The 24,192-nt window shown below is 37.9% G+C and carries 20 protein-coding genes; 7 read left to right on the top strand and 13 right to left on the bottom strand.

Going from position 1 to position 24,192, the window contains the following annotated elements; all coding sequences use genetic code 11:
• Window positions 1-89: 89 nt before the first annotated feature.
• Window positions 90-794, bottom strand: coding sequence for a DsbA family oxidoreductase (locus ACXIUD_RS16305; protein WP_458053704.1), 705 nt, complete (start codon window positions 792-794; stop codon window positions 90-92).
• A gap of 214 nt (window positions 795-1,008) precedes the next feature.
• Complete coding sequence (locus ACXIUD_RS16300) at window positions 1,009-2,124, bottom strand: site-2 protease family protein (protein WP_458053703.1); 1,116 nt, start codon at window positions 2,122-2,124, stop codon at window positions 1,009-1,011.
• 245 nt (window positions 2,125-2,369) lie between these two features.
• Between ACXIUD_RS16300 and ACXIUD_RS16295 the strand changes: the two genes are divergently transcribed.
• Complete coding sequence (locus ACXIUD_RS16295; RefSeq protein ID WP_458053702.1) at window positions 2,370-2,723, top strand: PEGA domain-containing protein; 354 nt, start codon at window positions 2,370-2,372, stop codon at window positions 2,721-2,723.
• Between the two features lie 274 nt (window positions 2,724-2,997).
• Here the strand turns inward: ACXIUD_RS16295 and rplT are convergent, their stop codons facing one another.
• The 6 genes from rplT to ACXIUD_RS16265 form a co-directional block, all read right to left on the bottom strand.
• On the bottom strand, window positions 2,998-3,342 hold the full coding sequence (rplT, locus tag ACXIUD_RS16290) for a 50S ribosomal protein L20 (protein ID WP_189578531.1): 345 nt from the start codon (window positions 3,340-3,342) through the stop codon (window positions 2,998-3,000).
• 97 nt (window positions 3,343-3,439) lie between these two features.
• On the bottom strand, window positions 3,440-3,637 hold the full coding sequence (gene rpmI, locus ACXIUD_RS16285) for a 50S ribosomal protein L35 (protein WP_189578532.1): 198 nt from the start codon (window positions 3,635-3,637) through the stop codon (window positions 3,440-3,442).
• A 21-nt stretch (window positions 3,638-3,658) separates the two neighbouring features.
• Complete coding sequence (infC, locus tag ACXIUD_RS16280; protein ID WP_189578533.1) at window positions 3,659-4,210, bottom strand: translation initiation factor IF-3; 552 nt, start codon at window positions 4,208-4,210, stop codon at window positions 3,659-3,661.
• An 85-nt stretch (window positions 4,211-4,295) separates the two neighbouring features.
• The gene (thrS, locus tag ACXIUD_RS16275; protein ID WP_458053701.1) at window positions 4,296-6,245 is read right to left on the bottom strand and encodes a threonine--tRNA ligase; all 1,950 of its coding nucleotides are present in this window, start codon (window positions 6,243-6,245) and stop codon (window positions 4,296-4,298) included.
• Between the two features lie 111 nt (window positions 6,246-6,356).
• Window positions 6,357-7,142: a 6-bladed beta-propeller gene (locus tag ACXIUD_RS16270; protein ID WP_458053700.1), complete on the bottom strand. Its 786-nt coding sequence runs from the start codon at window positions 7,140-7,142 to the stop codon at window positions 6,357-6,359.
• Entirely contained in the window at window positions 7,139-8,332 is a 1,194-nt protein-coding gene (locus ACXIUD_RS16265) for a 6-bladed beta-propeller (RefSeq protein ID WP_458053699.1), read from the bottom strand. Before ACXIUD_RS16265 ends, ACXIUD_RS16270 begins: the two co-directional genes overlap by 4 nt.
• 95 nt (window positions 8,333-8,427) lie before the next feature.
• Between ACXIUD_RS16265 and lhgO the strand changes: the two genes are divergently transcribed.
• Together lhgO and ACXIUD_RS16255 are read left to right on the top strand one after the other, a co-directional pair.
• Window positions 8,428-9,630 carry an L-2-hydroxyglutarate oxidase gene (gene lhgO / locus ACXIUD_RS16260; protein WP_458053698.1) on the top strand — a complete coding sequence of 401 codons (1,203 nt, stop codon included), beginning with the start codon at window positions 8,428-8,430 and terminating at the stop codon, window positions 9,628-9,630.
• 93 nt (window positions 9,631-9,723) lie between these two features.
• Complete coding sequence (locus tag ACXIUD_RS16255) at window positions 9,724-10,746, top strand: hypothetical protein (RefSeq protein ID WP_458053697.1); 1,023 nt, start codon at window positions 9,724-9,726, stop codon at window positions 10,744-10,746.
• A gap of 4 nt (window positions 10,747-10,750) precedes the next feature.
• Here ACXIUD_RS16255 and ACXIUD_RS16250 read toward each other — a convergent pair whose 3' ends face one another.
• The gene (locus tag ACXIUD_RS16250) at window positions 10,751-11,716 is read right to left on the bottom strand and encodes a YheT family hydrolase (protein WP_458053696.1); all 966 of its coding nucleotides are present in this window, start codon (window positions 11,714-11,716) and stop codon (window positions 10,751-10,753) included.
• 195 nt (window positions 11,717-11,911) lie between these two features.
• Complete coding sequence (locus ACXIUD_RS16245) at window positions 11,912-12,229, bottom strand: hypothetical protein (RefSeq protein ID WP_458053695.1); 318 nt, start codon at window positions 12,227-12,229, stop codon at window positions 11,912-11,914.
• A 76-nt stretch (window positions 12,230-12,305) separates the two neighbouring features.
• Here ACXIUD_RS16245 and ACXIUD_RS16240 point away from each other — a divergent pair, with 76 nt between their 5' ends.
• The 4 genes from ACXIUD_RS16240 (at window position 12,306) to ACXIUD_RS16225 (ending at window position 20,588) form a co-directional block, all read left to right on the top strand.
• Window positions 12,306-13,646 carry an amidohydrolase gene (locus ACXIUD_RS16240; protein ID WP_458053694.1) on the top strand — a complete coding sequence of 447 codons (1,341 nt, stop codon included), beginning with the start codon at window positions 12,306-12,308 and terminating at the stop codon, window positions 13,644-13,646.
• 221 nt (window positions 13,647-13,867) lie between these two features.
• Window positions 13,868-15,664 (top strand): SLC13 family permease, encoded by a 1,797-nt coding sequence (locus ACXIUD_RS16235; RefSeq protein WP_458053693.1) that lies wholly within the window; start codon window positions 13,868-13,870, stop codon window positions 15,662-15,664.
• Between the two features lie 169 nt (window positions 15,665-15,833).
• A complete protein-coding gene (locus ACXIUD_RS16230; RefSeq protein ID WP_458053692.1) occupies window positions 15,834-18,587 on the top strand; it encodes an outer membrane beta-barrel protein in 2,754 nt (917 codons plus the stop codon).
• 156 nt (window positions 18,588-18,743) lie between these two features.
• Window positions 18,744-20,588 carry a tetratricopeptide repeat-containing sensor histidine kinase gene (locus ACXIUD_RS16225; protein ID WP_458053691.1) on the top strand — a complete coding sequence of 615 codons (1,845 nt, stop codon included), beginning with the start codon at window positions 18,744-18,746 and terminating at the stop codon, window positions 20,586-20,588.
• On the opposite strand, the gene ACXIUD_RS16220 is transcribed toward ACXIUD_RS16225, so the two are convergent.
• The 3 genes from ACXIUD_RS16220 to ACXIUD_RS16210 all read right to left on the bottom strand — a co-directional run bounded on the left by ACXIUD_RS16220 (window position 20,585) and on the right by ACXIUD_RS16210 (window position 24,174).
• Window positions 20,585-22,039, bottom strand: coding sequence for a TrkH family potassium uptake protein (locus ACXIUD_RS16220; RefSeq protein WP_458053690.1), 1,455 nt, complete (start codon window positions 22,037-22,039; stop codon window positions 20,585-20,587). The two genes, ACXIUD_RS16225 and ACXIUD_RS16220, sit on opposite strands and share 4 nt — an antisense overlap.
• A 1-nt stretch (window position 22,040) precedes the next feature.
• Window positions 22,041-23,387, bottom strand: coding sequence for a Trk system potassium transporter TrkA (trkA, locus tag ACXIUD_RS16215; RefSeq protein WP_458053689.1), 1,347 nt, complete (start codon window positions 23,385-23,387; stop codon window positions 22,041-22,043).
• Between the two features lie 112 nt (window positions 23,388-23,499).
• Window positions 23,500-24,174, bottom strand: a complete 675-nt coding sequence (locus ACXIUD_RS16210; RefSeq protein ID WP_458053688.1) for a tetratricopeptide repeat protein — start codon at window positions 24,172-24,174, stop codon at window positions 23,500-23,502.
• Between the last annotated feature and the right edge of the window lie 18 nt (window positions 24,175-24,192).

Raw genomic sequence — 24,192 nt, 5'->3', positions numbered from 1 at the left:
AAATTTATTCAAACTTATATTTATAATTTGACACAATCAAAATATTCAATTCTTTTTTGGCGGCTTTGCGGCTTTGCGAGAACAAATCATTAACAGTTATTCCCCTCTACATCACAGGCTTGACCATCTCCATCTAAGAAACTAATCCCCATAGATGCCTGATAACCAGCAAAAGCTTTTGCAATGGTTTGTTGAAAAACGTCATCTGCTTGAGCTCCTGAAATACCAAATTTTCTATCCAGTACAAAAAATGGAACACCTCTTACCCCCAGTTGTTGAGCCTCCTGAACATCTTCATTGACTTCTTTCAAGAAAGAATCAGAATCTAAACAAGCTTTCACTTCTTCTTTAATCAAACCAACTTCGCTTGCTAAGTTTACCAGAGTTTCTGTATCATCGATATTCATTCCTTCCGTAAAATACGCTCTCAACAAGCGCTCTTTCATTGGGGAACCCAATCCATGAGTTTTTGCAAAATGCAATAATCTATGCGCTTTATATGCATTAGCAACTACGGTGTTTTCCATGTCATAATCCAAACCTTCTGCAGCTGCCATGGCTACCACTTGTTCGGTGATTTGCTTCGTTTGCTGTATGGACCATCCCTTCACCTCAGAGAGGTAGGCCAATGAGTTTTTGGATGGATCAGTTTTCATACTAGGATTAAGCAAAAAACTCTTCCATTCAATCACAATCTGATCTCGGTATTCGAAGGATTCCAAGGCTTTTTCTAAACGTCTTTTGCCTATGTAGCAAAAAGGGCACATGATATCCGACCAAATTTCTATCTTCATGATTCCAATTAAAATTAATTCGTATACATAAAACGAAATATTCCTATAAGGTTCCCATGAAAACAAAAGAATGTCCCTCCTGTGCAATGGATGTAGATTCAAAAGCAGATTTCTGCCCCATCTGCCAATTTGAATTCCCTAAAAGAAATCCCATTTATCAGTGGATCGCCATCATATTAGCACTCTTTTTTTTGGCTTTGATAATTTTGTGAGTTTACTCGATGATAAAAGGCTGAGGCGTAAAGCATAAGACAAAAATCAAAATAGCAATCCAGCCAATAATTTGACGTTTTTTGTCTAATGATTTTAAACCATTGACTTCGGGATGATTCAGGCCCATGACCCGACCTAGTAAAAAGGCGAAAAACAGCCAGCCCATATACCCTTCAATCGTTGGAAAAAGATTTATCAAAAGGTATTGAGTGGCTACAATTCCCAATACAATGGTCCAAATCGTTTGTGTCTCCAAACTGGATTTTCGATAACAGATATAGAGAAAGCCAATGTATAATGGAATCGCAATGATCAAATGACTGAGTTCATCATAAGGATTAATTACTCCTAAACCTGCATAAAAAATAAAGGCACTGTAAAAGAATAGAGAGATTTGCTTGTGATGCTTAGGAAATAAGCCAAATACCACGTGTCCACCATCCAACTGACCAATAGGAAGAAGATTGAGCGCTGTAAAGAACAGTGCTAAATAGCCTGCAAAAAGGTATGGGAAATGGATGATTTCAGAAACATCAGGCATTTTTTCAGGATCTGCCAAACCTTTTTCCATCATCCAAAACAAGAGGTTATATCCAATTTTGATGGTGATATAGCCTTCATCAGCTGAATGTCCTTGAAAATTTTCATCCAAATATTCGGGATGAATCTGATAAATGTAATCTGCATCTGGCAGATTTGTAAATCCATAGTACAAGACCCCAAGGGCAACTACAAAACCTGCCAATGGACCGGCAACCCCGATATCAAAATATTTTTTACGACTGTTGATAAAGCTTTTAATTCGTATAACCGCGCCAAAGGTTCCGATAGAAAGCGCTCCTAAGAATCCTAACCAGCCTGGAATAAAGAAAGGTAGAGAGGATTTAACACGATGATGAATAGAAGTAAATAAATGACCCAACTCATGGATCAATAAAATCCCGATAAATGGAACAGAAAAATGAAGAGACTTGAGGAAATATTCCCAAGTTAGGGCATGTTCCCCTCCTACCATGATTGATTTTCCATACAGCCACTCTGCACCTGCTAAAGTGGTAGCCGCTAAAGTCAAAATGAAAAGTATACTATGGCGTAGATATTCTTTGGGTTGATACATTTTAAATTAATTCGATTTCTCCTAAACTAGCGATACTTCAAACATCTTAGTGAATTCGTTTTCAATATTTTACAAATAGAATGAAAAAGTAATACTACCTGTAGACTTATTTCTTTCCAATGCTTGTTCAAATATATGCTATTAAACTCAGGAGCCAATAATTAGTTCAAGGATTAAATTTCCTGATCAAAAACATAGTTTTTATCTAATTTCAGCTTTAAATTGCCGTATAATTAAACCAATTTATGAAAAATATAATGTTAAAAACTACCAGCATTTTGCTAATTGCTGTTTTACTATTCAGTTCTTGCGCTAGCACTACTGTTATTCAGAGTTATCCATCAGACGCCAAGTTGTATATCAATGGAGAATATATGGGAACTACTCCTGTCACCTACAGTGATAAAAAAATTGTTGGTTCAACCAATTTGGTGACCTTGGAAAAAGAAGGATATAACCCGTTAAATACAGCATTTTCAAGAGACGAAGAACTTGATGTAGGTGCATTAGTTGGTGGTATATTTGTCCTTGTACCATTCCTATGGATTATGAAGTACAAGCCCAATAGAACATTTGAATTGAAGCCAACTGCTAATTAATCCAAAGCTCCATCGGAGCGACCTACATACTAGCGAAGGGTTTCAACCCGTTGGCACCAATCGAACCGCAAGCAGGCGAAGTGTCGTAGACACGATTAACAATGGCTAATGCCGTAAAATTTAATAGTCTCTATGGGACTTGGGGAAACCCATAAAACAATTATTTCCGCGTATTCCGCGCTTTCTGCGAGCCCCCCTAAAAAAAAGCCCATCATAATTGACGGGCTTTTTATATGGAACTGTACAGTTCCTATGTCAAATAAGATGTGCGGTCTTATTTAACTTTTTCAACTACAGCTTTGAATGCCTCTGGGTGGTTCATAGCCAAATCTGCAAGAACTTTTCTGTTCAATTCGATATCAGCTTTTTTCAACATACCCATAAATTGTGAGTAAGAGATACCAAATTGTCTGGCACCTGCATTGATACGCTGGATCCATAGAGCTCTGAATTCTCTTTTCTTCGCTTTTCTATCTCTGTACGCGTATTGTAAACCTTTTTCGTACTTGTTTTTGGCTACTGTCCAAACGTTTTTACCACGTCCGAAATAACCTTTTGTTGCTTTTAAAACCTTTTTTCTACGTGCTCTTGAAGCAACCGCGTTGACCGATCTTGGCATAATTTTGTAATTTTTTGACCCTAGGTGCCTAATGGACTTAAAACCTCAGCGTCTGGTGAATAATAAACCTGTTAATTAATTTGATTGAAGTGTCGGATTATCCGATTCTAAGCATTGCTTTTACTCTGCCCTCATCTGTTACATCAACCATACCCATCTGAGTAAGATTTCTCTTTCTCTTGGTAGCTTTTTTGGTCAAGATGTGGCTCTTGTACGCATGCTTTCTTCTAATCTTTCCGGTTCCAGTTAACTTGAACCTCTTTTTTGCACCTGATTTTGTTTTTACTTTAGGCATAACTGTATTTGTTAGTTGAAATTATTTCTTAGCCTTGGGAGCAAGGAATAAAAACATTCGCTTACCCTCCATTTTAGGAAGTTGTTCCACTATACCATACTCTTCCAATTCCTGGGCAAACTTCAAGAGAAGCATTTCACCTCTCTCCTTAAAGACAATACTTCTACCAACGAAATGTACATAAGCTTTCACTTTTGCACCCTCCTTCAAGAAACCGATAGCATGCTTCAGTTTAAAATTGAAATCGTGATCGTCTGTATTTGGTCCAAAACGGATTTCTTTCAAAACAGTCTTAGCAGCATTTGCCTTAATTTCCTTCTGCTTTTTCTTCTGCTCGTATTTAAACTTTGCGTAATCAATAATTTTACACACAGGAGGATCAGCATTTGGAGAAATCTCGACCAAATCAAGGTCGTTTTCCTGAGCAAGCTTAATTGCCTGTGGGACAGTCATAACAGCATTACCGCCTTCTATGAAGTCTCCTACCAAGCGTATTTCACGAGCCCTAATCTTCTCATTTACGCGATATGGCTCTTCTTGTCTTTGTCTATTGTAAGGTGGTCTTCCTCTCAAATTAGTATGGTATTTAATGAAATCGACTGCAAATATCGGAATAATTTCGGGATTAAAAAAAATCCCAACTATTTTACCGTTTTATTTAATTTTTTAATGATTCAGCTATGATCCCTTTGAAATGAGATATAAATTCATCCAAGCTCAAACTTCCCAAATCTCCCTCTCCGTGCTTTCTGACAGAGATTTTTGATTCTTCTTGCTCTTTTTCTCCGACGATTAACATAAATGGGATTTTTTTCACTTCTGCATCGCGAATTTTTCTCCCAATTTTTTCATCACGATTATCTATCTGACCGATGATGTCATGCTCTTCTAAAGCCGATTTGACAGACTCTGCATATTCCTTATACTTTTCGGAAATAGGAAGAATGGTAATTTGTTCAGGAGAAAGCCATAAAGGAAAATTACCAGCGCAATGCTCAATCAACACAGCTACGAATCGTTCTAGGGAGCCAAATGGCGCACGATGAATCATCACAGGTCTATGTTTTTGATTGTCAGCTCCGATATATTCTAATTGAAAGCGCTCCGGAAGATTGTAATCTACCTGAATAGTTCCCAATTGCCATTTTCTACCCAAAGCATCTTTGACCATGAAGTCAAGCTTAGGACCGTAAAATGCTGCTTCACCGAGTTCCGTTACTGTATCCAATCCGCGCTCTTCTGCAGCTTCGATGATGGAACGCTCTGCTTTTTCCCAAGCTTCATCAGTCCCGATATATTTTTCCCTGTTATTAGGATCTCTAAGGGAAATCTGCGCTGTGAAATTTTCAAAACCCAAGGCTTTGAATACATATAAAACAAGGTCAATCACCTTCACAAATTCCTCCTTCACCTGCTCCGGACGACAGAAAATGTGCGCATCATCTTGTGTAAATCCTCGAACTCGAGTCAATCCATGAAGCTCCCCACTTTGTTCATAGCGGTATACTGTACCAAACTCAGCATATCGAATAGGCAAATCCTTGTACGAACGTGGCTTGTGCTTATAAATCTCGCAGTGATGCGGGCAGTTCATCGGTTTTAGCAAAAACTCCTCTCCTTCATTCGGAGTAGCGATTGGCTGAAAGGAGTCCTTCCCGTATTTCTCATAGTGACCGGAAGTTTCATACAAAACTTTATGACCGATATGTGGCGTAACTACCTGCTGATAGCCCGATTTATCTTGGGCTCGCTTCATAAAATTCACCAAACGCTCTCTTAGAAGTGTCCCTTTTGGCAACCAAAGTGGCAAGCCCATCCCTACTTTTTCAGAGAAAGTAAATAATTCCAGTTCCCTACCCAGCTTTCGGTGATCCCGCTTCTTGGCCTCTTCCAACATGTGCAGGTATTCCTGCAATTCCTTGGCTTTGGGGAAGGTGATCCCGTAAATTCGGGTCAACATTTTATTTTTTTCGTCGCCTCTCCAATAGGCTCCAGCAATATTCAACAACTTAGCAGCTTTGATAAAGCCCGTATTGGGGATGTGAGGACCCCGACATAAGTCTACAAAATTTCCTTGCTCGTAGAAGGTGATACTTCCATCTTCCAAACCATCAATGAGGTCAAGCTTGTATTCATCACCCTTTTCCGTGAAATAAGCGATGGCATCGGCCTTTCCTACTTCTTTGCGGATATATTCATTCTTTTGTCTGGCTAGCTCCATCATTTTGGCCTCGATTTTCTCGAGTTCGGCGCCATCTAATGGTTTATCCCCGAAATCCACATCGTAATAGAATCCATTTTCCAATGCTGGACCTATTCCAAATTTGACTCCAGGGTATAAGGCTTCCAAAGCCTCTGCCATCAAGTGTGCAGAAGAATGCCAAAACGTGTTTTTTCCTTCTGCATCGTTCCAAGTCAATAACTGAACCGTAGCATCGGAGTGAATGGGCCTGCCAGCATCCCAGGTTTCACCATTGACTTTGGCTGCAAGTACATTTCTGGCTAAACCCTCGCTGATACTAAGTGCAATCTGTAGCCCTGAAACTCCTTTTTCGTATTCCCTGACCGAACCGTCGGGAAGTGTAATCTTAATTTGTTGATTAGACATTTATCATGTGTAGTATTATGAAACATGGCATCTTTACAAACAGATGCTTTTACAAGCTGCAAATATGCAAATTGATTGTGGCTTTATAAAAGATACTGGGGATTGCATGGGTTATTTTTTCAAAGTCAGCAATGAAATTACGTAATTTTCGGACTGAAGGGCATCAAAAGCAGTTTCAACAAATTGAAAAATGGTATCCAAATACGTACGTGTAAAATAAAAGCTTCCTTCATTCAGAAAAAAATTATCCCAATCCATCATTCTACCATAAAAAATAGTCGAATATGCAGGAAAATATGATTCAACTATTGTTCCGTTATGGTCAATTACATTTACTAGATGTTCTGATCCTGGATCACCTTTTACATGAAAATAGGTAGTTTTCTCATCAATATGGAAGTTCCTTCCCAAAACAGGTAATTTGATTTCTTCCAAAAACTCACCTGCTAAATCAAGCTTTAACAGTTTTAAAGGCTGCGCCAATAAGTAAATGGTATCCCTAAAAATCTGAACATCCTCAACCTCTATGTATTTTCCATAATCCAGTCCAAACATTCGAACTTTTTTTATAAAATTCCCTTCTGAATCAAAAAACTGTAAGGATTTTCCTTTAAAACTGTCTAATACAATATATGTATCCCTGTGGAATAAAAGCTTGGATACTTCACCAATTTGGGAGGCAGGGTCATCTGTCTCCTTTAAAATCAAATACTCAATCTCAGGTTCAAAAAAATCAGTCAGCTTAGCTTCTCTTAACTTGTTTACATCAATTGTAATGGTGGTAACACCATTCTTTTCTGTAACTTCTTCAGAGTTAAAATCTGACCCACAACTACTTAAAAATAAAAGTAAACCCCATAAAAGCACCATGAGATTCAATTTTGTCTGTTTCATCATTTCCATGTCAAAATTACTAAAACCCTATTTTCGCTATTCTTAGCTCGGTTAGCCGTAGATACCAATTTGTACCCCTCTCCTTTTACGAATGTCTCCCATGCCTTATTTGACATTTTACCTCGCAATTCTTGGACATGTTTGTACAAATCCCTTCCAGTAGTCCAAGTATATACTGAGGAGTCGTTTAAAAAACTGAGTCCATGAATTACTTTACCTTGATCCAAGTCATTGATAATTCCAGATTTGAAAACAGAACCAGACGTTTTTTCGAAATCATAAACTCCTAAATAATGATTATTCCTATATTGAAAATAGCCCAAAAAGTATCTTTGATTTCCAACTGCGAGACCTGAAAAATATAACGGCATCCTGTTATTCAAATAATCTAAATATTCCAAAGGTTCGTAATCTTTAATTTGATTTAAGTCACTTTCCGTGAAACCCTTTTTTAGAAAATCAAATCTTAAGTAAGATTCTCGCAATCCATTTCTTATCCTAAATAAAGTGTCTGCATATTGTTCAAAAAACACCACATCATCATTGGCTTCTAAAAATGGTTCTCGATTGATTGTTTTTATTTTTTCAAAGGTTGATCTAAAAGGAAACCCATCAAAAATTAATGTTCCATGCTTATCATACACCTGAACCTGATTCTTTAAATCAGCTGATAGATACGATGCTACATAATGAAACTCATTTCCCTTGGTATCAAAAAAAACTTTCAAAGCCGGTGACTTTAATTTGGCATCATAAAGCCAGCTACCCTCTAAATCATAGGAAAGAATTTTGTTTTGAGAAATATCAAGTAAACGAAGCGTATCTTGGAAAATCTGAAAAGATGAAGGGTACACATAAGAACCAGGACCATCTCCATACCCTCTTACTTTTCTGATAAAATTACCTTTGTCGGAAAAAATGTAAAAGCAAATACACATATCTTCATCAAAGATGTAGTATTTATCTTGATGTGAAATCAAGCGATGAATCACTCCTAGGGAAGCATCTTCATTGGATTCATCTTCCAACCATACATAATCTATGGATTCAAAATAATCAGACAATTTTGCCTCACTAACCACATCAATATCTACAACCAATGTTGGAATACTTGACTGATTGGAATCTTTCTGACAAGATGCCAAGCAAGTGATTAGTAAAAAGACAATCCAGCGTATAAACGTATGCATCATCCCGTAAAACTAATTAATTAAAACAAAAACTCCTATACTATCCCTGCATATTCTGTCATTCCAACAGTATATTTGCCTCACAAAGTATTGGAAGCATGACATACGATATCATCATTATAGGCGGGGGGATTGTTGGCCTTGCCACGGGGTTAAAAATCAAGCAAAAAAATTCATCCTTAACAGTGGCTATTTTAGACAAGGAAGATGAAGTGGCCAAGCATCAGACTGGTAATAATTCCGGAGTAATCCATTCTGGTTTATACTATAAACCTGGTTCGCTCAAAGCTATCAATTGCATCAACGGCTACCATCAGTTGGTGAATTTTTGTAAGGAAGAAGGCATTCCATTTGAGCTCACAGGGAAAGTGGTTGTTGCTACCAAGAAAGAGCAAATATCCATTTTGAATGGTCTATATGAAAGGGCTTTGCAAAATAACTTGATTGGTACCAAAAAAATCTCACTAGATGAATTGAAGGAATATGAACCCTACTGTGCAGGAGTAGCAGCTATTCATGTACCACAAACTGGTATTGTGGATTACAAAGTTGTCGCTCAACGATATGCCAGCAAATTTGAGGAGTTAGGAGGAGAAATCTTCCTTCAAAAAACGGTTACAGGCATCAAGACTTTAAATGGAATTTCATACGTACAAACCCAGTATCAGGAGTTTGCCGGGAAGTTAATCGTCAATTGTGCAGGCTTATATTCCGACAAAATCGCCCAAATGACTCAAGATGAGCCTTTGGATGTGAAGATCATTCCTTTCAGAGGTGAGTATTACAAAATCAAACAAGAGCGGGAGTACCTAGTCAAAAACCTAATTTACCCAGTTCCCGACCCCAATTTCCCTTTTTTAGGTGTACATTTTACCAGAATGAAAAAAGGCGGTGTGGAAGCAGGGCCTAATGCTGTATTGGCTTTCAAACGTGAGGGATATACGCGCTTCGCAGTTAACATAAAAGAACTTTCTGAAACCTTGGCTTGGCCAGGATTTCAAAAAGTGGCTGCTAAATACTGGAAAACCGGGATGGGAGAACTTTATCGCTCTTTCTCCAAAACAGCCTTTACCGCAGCCTTACAGGAATTAATCCCAGATATTCAAGAGTCAGACTTGGTGGATGGTGGTGCAGGTGTGCGTGCACAGGCCTGCGATAAGACGGGAGGATTATTAGATGACTTTTGCATCCGTGAAAATGAAAAGGCTATCAATGTTTTGAATGCTCCATCTCCTGCGGCTACGAGTTCCTTGTCGATTGGAGATACGGTGAGTGATTTGGTTTTGAAGAGGATATTGTAAAATATGGTTAGTTTTTTTAAACAAAACAGATTCCTAATAATCAGTACTTTTATTGTACTGACACTTTTTGGAATACAATATTCACCACCTTACTTGAATGTTATTTCGTACACAGTTGTTGGGAAATTCATATCAACCAACAATAAAAGTTCAGTTAAATTATTTTTCCCAAATTATGGGTCTTTTGTAGAAATCAACTTTGATATAACAGCACAAAAATTGTTGGATTTTGAAGGTTATGAATTCAAAAAGGAACAAGATATTTGGGTGGATGTATCGAAAAGGGATAAGGAAAGGATAGAAAATTCAGTTAATGATAATTTTTCAATTGAAGGCTATTCCTTAATAACAATAGATAAAGATTTACTAACAATTGATGATTATTTAGAAGAAAAAATAAAAGATTCCCAAAAAGAATATCACAAGAAATACTTTGCCAACTTAGGGGTTATTTTAATTGTCATTGTAAGTATTGACTTTCTTTTCAAACACTTACACATCCTAACTTATTTTTTTGACAAAACTGAAAAATGGATTGAGGATAAATTTATTTATAAAATAGATGAAAATTCAAAAGAAGGAAAGTTTATTGAGCGAATAGGATTTTTCACAAAGGTCAATACCAAATTTATTCTACTGAAGGATTATCAAGATAAAAAATTTGTAGTTAATAAAGAAAGCTATTCCTTTTACACCAATAAATTAAAAGGAATTTTTGTTGTTCTCTCTGGATTGACAATGCTAATTGGATTGATTTATGTAGCGATAGAAGAAAATAAACCAATCTTATATCTTGGATTACCTTTATTTGTAGGAGAATTTTTGGTACTAGTTTTTCTTATATTCTTTAATTTGGGTGTCAATTTAGAAATAAATACCATTGGTATTTACGGTAAATTCAGAGGATTATTTTTATGGGAAGATATTGACACAATAGTTATTGGTGTTGATGAAAAGAACGGAAGCAGTTCGGTCTATTTTTCAAAGAAAAACAACAAAGAAATTTTTCAAATCAGCATCAGTGGCTTAGAGTTAAGGGACAAATCAATAGCAAAAATCATAAATCACTTTCTCGAAAAGTCAAAAGAAAATACCCAAAACTTTAGACAGGTATAAATATTTAATTTCCATTCAAAAAATCTAAAAATCGCATTTCAGCCCACGTAAACTCCTGTCCTTTTACTTGAAAGCCAGTATGTCCTCCTCGTTGTGGCATCTCTAAAAAAAGATGGGATGATTTTTCTGCTAATTTGACAGGAAAGCAGCGGTCATACAATAGTGGATCGTTAAGCGCATTGATGATTAAAGTCGGAATTTGAATGTTGGGCATGTGTCGATCCGCACTGACCCCTTGATAAAAATCTTCAGCATCCTTAAATCCATGCAATTTGGCAGTAAAGTAGGTGTCGAAAGTGTCAAAATCCTTCACTCGCTCCAATAAGTCCAAATCTACCAATTCGGGATATTGTTGACCTTTAACTCTCATTTTGGCTTTTAACTTTTCCAAAAAACGTTTGGTGTAAAAGCTATTCTTTTTCCATCGTAATGTAGCTGCAGAGTCAGGTAGGTTACAGGGTGTTGAATACACCGCTGCTTTTTTAATTTTTGAATTCAGGTCAAGTCCTTTTTCACCCAGATACTTCAACGTCTGCGCTCCTCCCATTGAAATCCCCACTAGGTAGATAACCGCATAATCAGAGAAATTCTCTACATGCTGGATTACCGTATCCAAATCGTACGTAGCTCCATGGTGATAGAGAATGGGAGCTAAATTCATCTCACCGCTGCAACTCCGATTATTCCAGGCCAATGCATCAATCCCCTGTTGATTAAATAATTTGGCCAAGGCTTTGGCATAATGTCGCTCAGAGCTTCCCTCCAAGCCGTGTGAAATTACTAGCAAGGTATCCGAACCAACCCTCGACCAATCTAAATCCAAAAAATCCTGATCTGGCGTTGTGATACGCTCACGCTTATAGGATACTCCTTCAATTTTTCTAAAAATACTAGGAACAATGGTTTCCAAATGTCCATTAAATAACCATTTGGGGTAATTAGCGTAGGAAGAATGCTTGATTATAGGCATTAGAACACAATCGGAATCATTTATCGACCGTGAAATTACAAGATATCTTTATCTCTAGTGCTACTTTCGAATGTTTATTCCTGCATTTATTGACTTTTCCTTGGGATAGCTTATAAAAACAGAAACCTGATTTACTATAAAATCAGGTTTCTGTTTTAATTCAAGATTACCAATTGATCAAATTCAGTTTGATTATCAATTTTTATCTAATTTGTGTGTCCATCCACCATGAGAATTAAAGGTTGCCGCAGGTGGAATGTCACTGAGGTTATACCCTACCTTATTTTTATTTTTTGAGTTTTGCACATGACGAGGATGAGCATAATGATTAATATCTACACTCGAATTATTCTTGATTGGCATCAATTCAATAGATTTTTGAAGCTCTCTTTGTTGTTTACGAAGCTCTTTTCTTTCCTTTCTCAACTCTTTGTTGGTTTTCACATCATCTGTTTGAGCAAATGACAGAAATGGCATCAAAATAATTGCCGCAACTATAATTATTTTTTTCATGGGTCTGCCGTTTTATTGAGTAATATTACGAGAAAAGTCGAATATATGTTTACTTTTATTTTGAAATAACATCCCTATGAAAAATATTATCTCCACAATTACAGTACTTATGACCATCTCCTTATTTTCTTCTACAGTTAAATCTCAAACAATCGATAGCTTCATTGATGGAATTTACCCTTCGTTAGATATACTATATAAAGAACTCCATCAAAACCCAGAATTATCCCTTCAGGAAAAAGAAACATCCGCAAGAATGGCTCAAGAATTACGCGCCTTGGGGTATGAAGTGACAGAAGGCATTGGCGGATATGGTGTTATTGGAGTTTTGAAAAATGGGGTTGGCCCTACCCTACTGATCCGCACCGATATGGACGCTTTGCCAATGGAAGAAAAAACAGGCCTACCTTATGCCTCTACCAAAAAAGGAATTGGAAATGATGGCAAAGAGACTTTCATTACTCACTCTTGTGGACATGATATACACATGTCAGTTTTTATAGGCACTGCCAAAACTATGATGGAATATAGGGGCTCATGGAGAGGAACATTGCTGATGGTTGCCCAGCCTGCGGAGGAAAACGGCATGGGAGCTTGGAATATGTTGAATGATGGATTATATGAACGATTTCCGCAACCGGACTTTGCGATTGCTTTACACGATGACCCTTTTCTTCCTGCGGGTAAAATTGGCTACAAAACAGGTGCTTTGATGGCTGGTGTAGATATGATGAATGTAACCGTTTATGGAGAGGGTGCGCACGGTGCGGCACCACATACGGGAATAGACCCTATCGTTCTAAGTGCGCAAATGATCCAAGCCTATCAGACAATTGTTAGCCGGAGAATCGCTCCCACAGAGCCTGCTGTAGTTACCGTAGGCTCCATACATGGCGGAACTATCCATAACATCATTCCTGATAAAGTAGAAATGCAATTGACGCTTCGCTCTTATTCTCCAAGTGTTCGGGAAGAAATGGTCAGCAGCATCAAACGTATCTCCGAAAATATTGCAAGATCCGCAGGTCTTTCAGATGATAAAATGCCCACCTATTGGATCAGAGAGCCTCATACACCCGCACTGATTAATGATGTAGACTTAACCAATCAGATGGTTCAAGTTTTCCAAACAAATCTTGGAGTAGAAAATGTTGTGGAAGTACAGGCTCAGATGATTGGGGAAGATTTTAGCCGCTATGGCTTAGCAGAACGCAAGATCCCAATCAGTATGTTTTATTTGGGAGCGAATGATCCTGCATTTCTTGAAAAAGCAATAAAAGAAGGTTTGGAAATCCCAGGATTGCACAGCCCTTATTTCGCACCTATTCCAGAACCAACCATTAAAACAGGAGTCAAAGCCATGAGCTTGGCTGCGATGGATATTTTGCGGAATACGGATATGATGAGAGGAAAGTAAAAAAATACACAATAATTCCTTAACATGAACATAATCAATCACAGCCATCGAATCAGTAGCTTTGCAGCAGTAAAATTTTCTTCATAGGTATTTACGATAATGTAAAGAGGCTCTCAATTGGGGGCTTTTTTTATTCCGTCTTGTACCTCGATGTGACTTTTCGCACAAATTTTTCATTTTCAGAAATAGTACTTTTATCCTCGATTTGCTAACTTATACCTATGGAACTGGATTTACAGATTGTTATTGTATTGGGAATCTTGGTGGCAACTGTCATCATGATGGTTTTTGAAATTTTCAGAATTGATGTGGTAGCCATTATTACCATGTTGGCCTTGGGATGGTCGGGTGTCTTAACTCCTGACGAAATGCTCAAAGGATTCTCATCTAATGCAGTTATTTCCATGTTGGCTGTCATGATTTTAGGCTATGGCATTACCACTACCGGAGTTATGGAACGCTTTTCAGAAGCAGTGCTAAAAAAAGTGGGAAATGATAAAAATAAAATCATTGGCTTTTTGGGACTCTCAGTAGGTACCTTATCAGCTTTTATGCAAAATATAGGTGCTGCTGCTTTGTTCCTACCTGGAACACTTGATATTTCACGTAAAACAAAAATCCCTGCAACCCAGCTCATCATGCCTTTGGGATTTGCTGCGATATTGGGAGGTTCGCTGACAATGGTAGGTTCAGGCCATTTGATTTTGATCAACGACCTGTTAAAAAACGCCTCCTTGGAGCCATATGCATTATTCGCCGTCACACCTGTGGGAGCGGTATTGTTACTCGCTGGAATCGTTTATTTCTTTGTTTTGGGCAATTATGTCCTTCCTAAAGAGGGAAAGGGCGCTAAAAAGAAAACAGCACAGGAACAACTGATCGAAACTTTACACTTGCCTAACAATCTATGGTATTTCAGCATTCAGGAAGGTAGTAGCCTTATTGGCAAAACCACTGAATCGTCAGGTATTTGGAAGAATTTTCAATTAAACCTGATCGCTTTAGCTGATGGAGAAAATGTCATTTATGCCCCTTGGAGAGAAACTACCTTTTTACAGGGTCATATTTTGGCTTTGTTGGGCTCAGAAAAAGAAGCCAAGCGACTCGCTGAAGTTTTTGGATTAAAAGAGACCATACAGCCTTCTATTTTTAACCGTTTAAGCAAACCTGATGAATCAGGTTTTGCAGAAATTATAGTGGGTACTGGTTCAGAGTTGATTGGCCAATCCTTACGGGATTTTGCATTTCGCCGAAAGTTTGCCTTGGAGCCCTTGATTTTGTTTAACAATGGTGTGGAAATCAAAGGAGATTTCTCGGATCACCATTTTCATAAAGGTGATACCTTGATCGTTTATGGTCTATGGGATAATATTAGAAGTTTGAAGAGCAATCCTGATTTCATTTTAGCAACCCCTATTGAAGCAGAGCCGAAAAATCAATCCAAGGCCATTCCGGCTATTGCCAGTTTCGCGTTTGGAATTATCCTTACTTTTTTGGGCGTACCCATTGCACTTGCCTTCTTAACAGGCGCAATGGCAATGATATTGTCGAGAGTTATCAGCATTCAGCAGGCTTATGATGCCGTAGATTGGAAAGTAGTGTTTTTATTAGCCGGATTAATTCCCCTTGGTATAGCCATGCAAAAATCAGGTGCAGCCTATTTCCTTGCACAATATGTAATGCAAGTAATTGAAGGACAGCCCACCATCGTATTATTAATTGCTATTACCGTTCTGAGCACTATTTTCTCCTTATTCATGTCTAATGTGGGAGCTGTGGTGGTATTAGCACCATTGGTAATCGGAATGGCGGAAATCGCTGGATTAGACCCAAGACCATTGGTTTTATTAGCGGCTGTGGGTGTTTCAAATTCATTCTTACTTCCCACCCACCAAGTAAATGCATTGATGATTTCTGCTGGGGGCTATCAAAACAAAGATTATATTAAGGCAGGAAGTGGACTTACTGTTATTTTCGTGATTTTGACGGTAGCAGTTTTCTACCTTTTTTACATTTAAACCTCATATTGGGTAGGTTTGCCTCAATAAGGAGAACTATTGTGGCAAACCTACTCACTTCAACACCAATCATTACTGCTTAGAACTAAGATTCACCTTTCAGCAGATATCACCTGCTTCCCTTTTACGGTATCTGTAACTTTGAATTCGTTAAAATTAAAGTCACGAAATGAAGTTTTGGATTCCCCTTTTTATTTTCTTCTTTTTTTCACTACAAACTGGTTTTTCCCAGTCCTTCCCAATCAAAGGTACAGTAAAGGATGAGCGTACAAACGATGTAATGCCGTTTGTAAATGTATTGCTTCTTTCAGCCTCAGACTCCTCACAAGTTAGTGGAACAGTCACTGATATTGATGGGACCTTTGAGTTATCAAGTATTAGAAGAGGCAGTTATATATTACGTGTACAATTTATTGGGTACAAAGATCTCATCAAAGTCATTGAATTGACTGAACCGCTCAACCTTGGCAATATTTATGTAAGAGAAGAAGCACAAGATTTGAATGAAGTTGTAGTGCAAGCCCGTCGCTCCACCGGTGTGCAAAAAGGTGACACCACCTTATTCAATGCCGATGCATTTAAAACAATGAAAGATGCTTCTGCCCAAGCATTGTTAGAAAAATTGCCAGGTGTGAGTTCTGATGGTGGGGTATTGCAAGCACAGGGAGAAAATATAGCTCAAATTTTGGTAGATGGGAAGCCTTTTTTCGGTAACGATATTACTGCTGCCTTGCAGAATATTCCAGCAGAAATGATCCAAAGTATAGAAATTTTTGATCAGCTATCAGAAAAAGCGCAACTGAGTGGATTTGACGACGGTGAACGACAAAAAACGATCAATATCATTACAAGACCTGATCGGCGAAAGGGACAATTTGGAAAAGGAACAGCAGGTTTTGGAACGGATGATCGCTACTTGGCAGGAGCCTCAGTGAATATTTTTGATGAAGATACAAGACTGACTTTTACAGGTTTGAGTAATAACGTCAACATCCTAAATTATTCAGCAGACCCCAATGCACAGACAAATGCCAGTCCGCAGGAGGGAATTATCACTACAAATCTATTTGGAGCAAACTATACAGATACTTGGGGAGAAAAAATTAAAGTCACCGGTAGCTATGTGTTTACCCGGACTGAAAACCTAGGAATTGAAAGCCGGATACGTGAGTTTATCACTTCGGAAGACGAAAATCAATTTTATGCGGAAAATAGCCGAGATGTGAGAATCAATAACCGTCATCAAGCCAATCTTCGATTTGAATACCAAATTGATGAAAAAAACAGAATTCTTTACATTCCGCGATTTTCTGCCAGATTTGAAAATGAAGTCTCTGGATTTGAAGGACAGACTACACAGGGAGGCAATCTGATCAATACTGTAGAAAATGCCCGTTTGGGTGAATATGGAGATTTTGACCTTTTCAATCGCTTTTATTACAGCCATAAATTTGATAAACCCGGAAGATCTTTTACCACTCGCTTGAATTTTAGTACCAATTGGAATAAGGACGAATCCACACGAGAAGCGGTAAATACCTTTTTTAATGAATCAGGGACCGATGAAGAAATCCTCAACCAATTAACCACAAGGGATCGTCGAGGGAATTCTTGGAATGTACGATTGGCATTCACAGAACCGGTTGGTGAATTTGGCCAGATGGAATGGGAGTACTCCATAGGAAATAGAAACAATCGATCAGACCAATTGCTGTTTAATATCATCTCAGACCTTGGTCCTTCTGATCAATTAGCATTGGATACAGCTTTAAGTAACACTTTCGAAAGTTCTTTTCTACGAAATCAATTTGAGTGGGGCTATCAATACAAAAAAGACAATCTACGCATTCAAGCAGAGTTAGAGTATCAAGATGCCCGACTGGACAATAATCAGTTCTTTCCCAACGAAGAAGTGCTCAATCGGGTGTTTACAAACTTCCTCCCTACCGTCCGCTTAGAATACAAATTGTCCCGTAACACAAATGTTCAATTGGATTACGACACCTATACCAATGAGCCAAATGTAGGACAGCTCCAGGCAGCGATCAACAACAACAATCCACTTCAGCTACGCACAGGGAATCCAAATTTGGATCAGGCATTTACCAATCAATTCCGATTGCGATTTAGAAGTAACAATCCAGATAAAGACCAAAATTGGTTTTTATTTGCACAGTCTCGGGTAACCAATAATTTTATTTCAAATAGCACATTTATTGCGGATGGACCGATAGACATCGGGGATGGCATCATTTTACAGCAAGGTGCACAGCTCAATCGACCAGTAAACCTGGACGGATTCAGAGAGTTTAGATCATGGCTTAGTTATGGTATTCCCTTAGGATTTATGAAGTCCAATTTAAATTTAAATACGGGGTTAGGTATCACTCAACGCCCTGGACAAGTCAATGAGGAAATAGGTTTTAATAATTCAAACCGATATTCAGGCGGTTTCAATATCAGTAGTAATATCAGTGAAAATGTTGATTTTAACATTTGGTCCCGCTCTTCTTACAATCAAGTGAACAATACCTTAAATCCTAGATTGAGCAATAACTTCTTTCAACAACGATTCCGAGTAAACTTTAATTGGATTATCTGGAAAGGAATCATTTATAGAATGGATGTCAACCATCAAATCAATAATGGTTTAGCAGATGGATTTGACGCTACGTTTACGCTGATAAACATGAGTTTGGGTAAAAAGCTTTTCAAAAATGAGCGTGGTGAAATCAGCTTGATGGTATACGATTTACTTGGTCAAAATGCCAATGTTCGTCGAAGAATCACAGAGACATACATTGAAGATTTTCAATCCAATGTACTTCAACGCTATGCCATGATCACATTCACTTATAATTTAAGGAGATTCAGCAAAGGATTGGAAGAAAGAGAAGTGCAAGAGATGTTTTCTGGCAATTAAATAAAGCCTATATCTTTATCAAAATGAGCCGCTTATTTCCTTTGGGTAATAGCGGTTTTTATTTAATTTTGATTTTGAACAACATCATCAATGCATATATTACGGGTTAATTATATTTTATTTATTTGGCTTTTTGCCTTAATTACTAATTTTTGTTTGGCATTACCCACATTTGCTCAAGATCATACAGCTGCCTCAGATAGCCTTTATAAAACTTTCATCCAACTAGAGGGGCCAAAGGAAAAGTTAAAAACTCTAACCCTCCTACTTCGGGAAATCCACTATTCAGACTCTGCACAGCCATATTATCTTCAGGCTATCGCACTTGCCAAGGAGGTTAATGATCAAAGTTTACTTGCAGAAAACCTCAACAGACTTGGGGTTTACTACCGCAACAATAATCTCCAGGACGAAGCACTCTTCTATTACGAAGAGGGGCTTGAAGTCAGTCAGCGTGCCAAGGACATGGTACAAGTCGGACATTCATTAAATAGCATTGGTCAGATTTATTATTACCAAGGACTTTACGAGGAAGCCCTCAATTACTATTTGAAAGCTGGCGTATATTTCAAGGATGAAGATGATTTGAGCGGTCTCGCGTATAATTTGACAGGAAAAAGTTTGGTACTAAGTGCATTAGGACAATATCCCCAAGCCTTGGAGGCTATCGATGAAGCTATTGCTATTAGAGGTACCAAAGGAAACGAAAGACAGTTGATCGTATCAAAATTCAATAAAGCCCAACTTTTGATGGACATGGGCGACTTAAATGCCGCCCGCAAAGATGTGCTTGCTTTATACGAGTATGGAAAGGAAAATGATCCTTTCAGGGCTTTGCAGGCCCTTGAAAAGTTGGTAGAAATTGAATTTTCAAACAAAAACTTCGCAAACCTCAAAGTATATACAGAAGAAGCCTTAAAACTCCATCAAATCCGGCCAAACAGAGAATCAATCATTGATATTTTGACATTTGCCACAGAAGTGGCAAGGCTTGAAAATGACATTGAAAGAAAAATTGCTTTGGAGCAAATGCTGGAGGATGAGAAAAAGGAATTGAATTCCCAAAAAACCAGAGAATACCTCGCTAAACTAACTATTCAACGACAAAAACGTGAAATTGAGCAACTTAACAGAGAAAATGAATTAATCCTTCAAACTGAAAAATTTCAGAATTATATTTTTTTCCTCCTTTTTGCTATATCAATCATCCTTTTTATTCTCGTCATCGTGTATCGGAGATACTTGAATTACCAAAGAGATTTGAATCAAGAGCTCAAAGTCCAAAAAATCAAAATGGAAGTTCAAGCGAGTGAACTTTCTAAGACCAACCGAATCAAAGATAAAATTTTGAGCATACTTGCGCATGATTTAAGAGGTCCCTTACATTCTCTTCAAGGCATGCTGGATTTGGTCAATTCGAAATATTTAACTCAAGAAGAATTTCAAACCTATATCCCGAAACTTTCCATGGATTTAGGGAATAATGTGTTGCTGTTGGAAAATCTGTTGTTGTGGTCTAAAAATCAGATGCAAGGGATGCAAAGTAAAAAATCAACTTTTGATATAGCTGATATGGTACAAAAAAACTTTGAGCTTATAACAGCCTCAAGCTATTTTAAAAATCAAGAGTTGATAAATCTCATTCCTGCTGGCACGCAATTGTTTGCCGATAAGAATATGATTGAGATTGTACTACGGAATCTTTTGAATAATGCGATGAAATTCACCAATTCAGGCAATCAGATTTTTGTAAATGCATGGTTGGAAGATAACAACTATTGTATTTATGTGGAAGACAAAGGTATAGGAATGGACGAAGAGACTAAAAACAAGTTGTTCAAAAATGATTTTTATACCACCTTAGGTACCAATAAAGAAGGTGGTACAGGATTAGGTCTGATGATTTCAAAAGAGTTAATTGAACACAATCAAGGTAAAATTTGGGTCGAAAGTGAATCTGGAAAAGGCTCTAAATTCATTTTTACCATTCCTACATCTTAATTGGCCCTCCAAAAGTAGGGAGTAAATAACACTAAAATGGTAAATAGCTCCAAGCGTCCCAGTAGCATTAAAAACGATAGAAATACTTTAGCAACTGGGTCAAAGAAAGCAAAATTATCCGTTGGGCCAACCATTCCAATAGCCGGACCTACGTTACCTAAACATGTAGCTACAGCACCAAATGAGGTGACTAAATCGTATCCCATAATGGATACTACGATCGACCCAAAAACAAAAATCATCAAATAGATTAAAAGAAATGTCATAATGTGAGTGATGATTTTCCCTGTAACCCTATCCCCATTTATTTTTAACGGAACAACAGCTCTCGGATGTACAATTCTCTTAAACTCTAAATATGAGTTTTTAAAGAAGGTAAGGTGACGTACGAATTTAATTCCCCCAGACGTCGATCCTGCAGATGCCCCAAGAAAAAGCATCATGAAAAACACCAATGTAACCCCCGGATGATAAACCGTATAATCATCTGTGATATAACCTGTGGTAGTAATTAAGGACACTACTTGGAAAAGTGAATTACGGAAGGATTGTTCAATAGAGTCATTGTTACCATATACATAGATGGGAATAGCCAGTAAAACCCCTAATATTATCAAAGTGAATAAGTAAGCACGAAACTCATCTGACTTCCAAACACGCTCCCATTTACCACTCAGCCCAAAATAGGTAATCGTAAAGTTGGTACCCGACAAAAACATAAATACAATCGCTGTATAATGAATCATAGGATTATCATAAAAAGCCATTGAATCGTTTTTGGTAGAAAAACCTCCTGTAGCCATCGTAGTGAGCCCATGATTGACGGCATCAAAAAAAGTCATTCCTTGAAAAAAGTAAAGAATTATTACCAAAACCGTCAAGCCTACATAAATCAACCAAAGTCTTTTGGCCGTCTCACGGATTCTAGGATGGAGCTTATCGGAGGTGGGACCTGGTGATTCTGCCACAAATAGCTCAATCCCGCCAATGCCTAACAATGGGAAAATAGCTACTGTCAATACTATTATACCTAGGCCTCCTATCCACTGAGTCATAGACCTCCAAAATAAGATACCTTCAGGCATAATCTCTATATTGGTCATGGTAGTAGCACCGGTAGTAGTCAAGCCAGATACTGTTTCAAATACTGCGTCTGACCAACTCATGGGATTTTCCATCAAGATATATGGGAGCATTCCAAAAATGGACATAATCAACCAACTCAAGGATACAATCAAATAGCCCTCACGTTTCCTGATATTCTGATCTTGCTTGGAGAATGAAAAAAACAGAATTCCTCCAAAAGTTAAAGAAGCTAAAGCCGCCATTGAAAGCGCCTTTTGATCTCCAGAATCAAAGTAAAAGGCAAAAGCTATACCCGGCAACATCAAACCTGTCAGCAGCATCAGGAGCCCACCCATGATTTTGGCTATTTCCTTATAATGGATCATGTCAGTTAAACAATTTCTCTAAGGAATACTTCGCCTCAGGAAGGGTCAAAATAATCACTTTATCATGTAAACTCAACTGAAAATTGCCATCAGGAATAAAAACGGACTCTCCCCGAATAACACCGGCAACTATGGCCGCCTCTGGAAAATGAAGATCTTTCAACGCATGCTTGGTCACACGATTACCTTTGGTGATTTCAAATTGAATGATTTCGGCATCTACACCGTAAATTCCGCTTAATGCATCGACTTTCCCTTTTCTCAAGTATCGTGTAATTTCATTGGCTGCCACAATTTTTTTATTGATCAGAGAATCTACACCTATACTATGCGAAATATGAATATATTCTCGCGTATCTACATGCGCAATAGTCTTATAAACACCATGATTTTTGGCAGAAAGGGAGGTGATAATATTGGTCTCAGATGATTCTGTCAAGGATATGAATGCATCCATCTCTTCCAACCCTTCCTCTATCAACAATTCAATATTTTTGTAATCTCCATGGATTACCAAGGTATCATCTAGGCGCTCAGCTAGCCATTTACAGCGCTCTTTTTCTTTATGCACCAAGGTGACTCGATAATCTTTTTCCAGTTTGAGCGCGGTTGTGTAAGCCATATCCTCACCACCAATAATCATCACATTACTGATGTTTACTTTTTGCTGCCCTACCAAATCAATAATTGAAGACACTGCCTTTTTATTTGAAATGAAGAAAACATGGTCATTATTCCGGATGTAGGTAGTTCCTCTTGGAATGATGGTCAATTGATCTCTGACAATTGCAATGATTTTAACGTCTTCAAAGATGGGATTACTTTTCATATCCCCTATGCGCTTGCCAACCAAGCTACAGGATTGGTCCAAAGTTATACCTACCACATTCAGCTTACCTCCCTCAAATTCAAATACATCCGTAAAGGTTGAGTTTTTCATCATTCGGGAAATTTCACCACTACATAAGACAGTGGGCGAAATTAGGTTATCAATCCCCAGATTTTTAAAATACTGCTCATGCTCTACTTGCAAATATTCGTGATTCCTTACCCTGGCAATTACCCGCTTGGCTCCTAATTGTTTGGCTAAGGTTGCTGCAATAATGTTCGTTTTTTCAGAGGTAGTCACGGCCATAAACATATTCGCATTCCGAACATTGGCATTTTTCAAAATTTCCAATGAGGTAGTATCTCCTAATACCGACAATACATCCAAGTGCGCAGAGGCATTATCTAGGACATCTTTATCTAAATCGATAAGTGTGATATCTTTGTTTTCGAAGCTGAGCTGCTCGGCCAAGTGATAGCCCATATCTCCTGCGCCCGCTATGACGATATTCATCCCCATGAGTATAGGTTCTTAATATTCAACCGTGTAAAAGTAATCATGTAATTACAGCGGGAAAGGTAGGTTGATTTTCACGTATCTCCCAAAAAAATAGCAAAAAAGCCTTTCATCCTTAATTACAAAAGCTTTTCAAATACTTATCAGCTTCTTTTCTACCTAATGAGGACGCCAAAGTCCAATCTGCACAAGCTTTTCCTCGCTGATTGGTCTTATAGTGGCAAAAGCCCCGATTTGTTAAAACGTCAGCATTTTTAGGATTTAATTTGAGCGCATAATCGTAATCGGGAATTGCTTTTGCATGCTGATTAGCTTTTAAATAGCTATTCCCACGATTAAAATAATAAGCCCATACAAGTGGGAAATCTTCCCCATTGATTTTGCTGTAGGCAATGGCATCCGAATAAGCTTTGATAGCCTCTTGTAGTCTTCCATTTTTCTGAAGAATATTTCCTAAATAATAAGCCAATTCATCATTTTCTTCGAATATAGTCAAAGCCTTTCGCAAAATGGCCACCGTCTCATCTGTTTTTTCAGGCAACTGACTCCCTGCTTTATAGATGTTCATGTAGGCAAAAATGAAGGAGGGATCTGAATCTATAACTTTTTCTAAAATACGGAACGCTGATTCATTATTTCCCTTGTTCATCATATCAATGGCCGTATTGGAAATAACGATGGAGTTATCTCTAACCTCTGCATCAATTTCAAAAAATTGCTGAGCATTCACATCAGTACTCAACAGGATGGAGAAAATCCAACAACTAAAGACAAAGCAAACTAACTTCATTCGAATGATTTAATCATT

The organism is Mongoliitalea sp., from assembly GCF_054166905.1.
This window is presented reverse-complemented; position numbering and strand designations above follow the sequence as displayed.

Coding starts and splice junctions, on each gene's coding strand:
- ACXIUD_RS16305 (WP_458053704.1), bottom strand. CDS start 794: ATGAAGATAGAAATTTGGTCGGATATCATGTGCCCTTTTTGCTACATA.
- ACXIUD_RS16300 (WP_458053703.1), bottom strand. CDS start 2,124: ATGTATCAACCCAAAGAATATCTACGCCATAGTATACTTTTCATTTTG.
- ACXIUD_RS16295 (WP_458053702.1), top strand. CDS start 2,370: ATGAAAAATATAATGTTAAAAACTACCAGCATTTTGCTAATTGCTGTT.
- rplT (WP_189578531.1), bottom strand. CDS start 3,342: ATGCCAAGATCGGTCAACGCGGTTGCTTCAAGAGCACGTAGAAAAAAG.
- rpmI (WP_189578532.1), bottom strand. CDS start 3,637: ATGCCTAAAGTAAAAACAAAATCAGGTGCAAAAAAGAGGTTCAAGTTA.
- thrS (WP_458053701.1), bottom strand. CDS start 6,245: ATGTCTAATCAACAAATTAAGATTACACTTCCCGACGGTTCGGTCAGG.
- ACXIUD_RS16270 (WP_458053700.1), bottom strand. CDS start 7,142: ATGATGAAACAGACAAAATTGAATCTCATGGTGCTTTTATGGGGTTTA.
- ACXIUD_RS16265 (WP_458053699.1), bottom strand. CDS start 8,332: ATGATGCATACGTTTATACGCTGGATTGTCTTTTTACTAATCACTTGC.
- lhgO (WP_458053698.1), top strand. CDS start 8,428: ATGACATACGATATCATCATTATAGGCGGGGGGATTGTTGGCCTTGCC.
- ACXIUD_RS16250 (WP_458053696.1), bottom strand. CDS start 11,716: ATGCCTATAATCAAGCATTCTTCCTACGCTAATTACCCCAAATGGTTA.
- ACXIUD_RS16245 (WP_458053695.1), bottom strand. CDS start 12,229: ATGAAAAAAATAATTATAGTTGCGGCAATTATTTTGATGCCATTTCTG.
- ACXIUD_RS16240 (WP_458053694.1), top strand. CDS start 12,306: ATGAAAAATATTATCTCCACAATTACAGTACTTATGACCATCTCCTTA.
- ACXIUD_RS16235 (WP_458053693.1), top strand. CDS start 13,868: ATGGAACTGGATTTACAGATTGTTATTGTATTGGGAATCTTGGTGGCA.
- ACXIUD_RS16230 (WP_458053692.1), top strand. CDS start 15,834: ATGAAGTTTTGGATTCCCCTTTTTATTTTCTTCTTTTTTTCACTACAA.
- ACXIUD_RS16220 (WP_458053690.1), bottom strand. CDS start 22,039: ATGATCCATTATAAGGAAATAGCCAAAATCATGGGTGGGCTCCTGATG.
- trkA (WP_458053689.1), bottom strand. CDS start 23,387: ATGGGGATGAATATCGTCATAGCGGGCGCAGGAGATATGGGCTATCAC.
- ACXIUD_RS16210 (WP_458053688.1), bottom strand. CDS start 24,174: ATGAAGTTAGTTTGCTTTGTCTTTAGTTGTTGGATTTTCTCCATCCTG.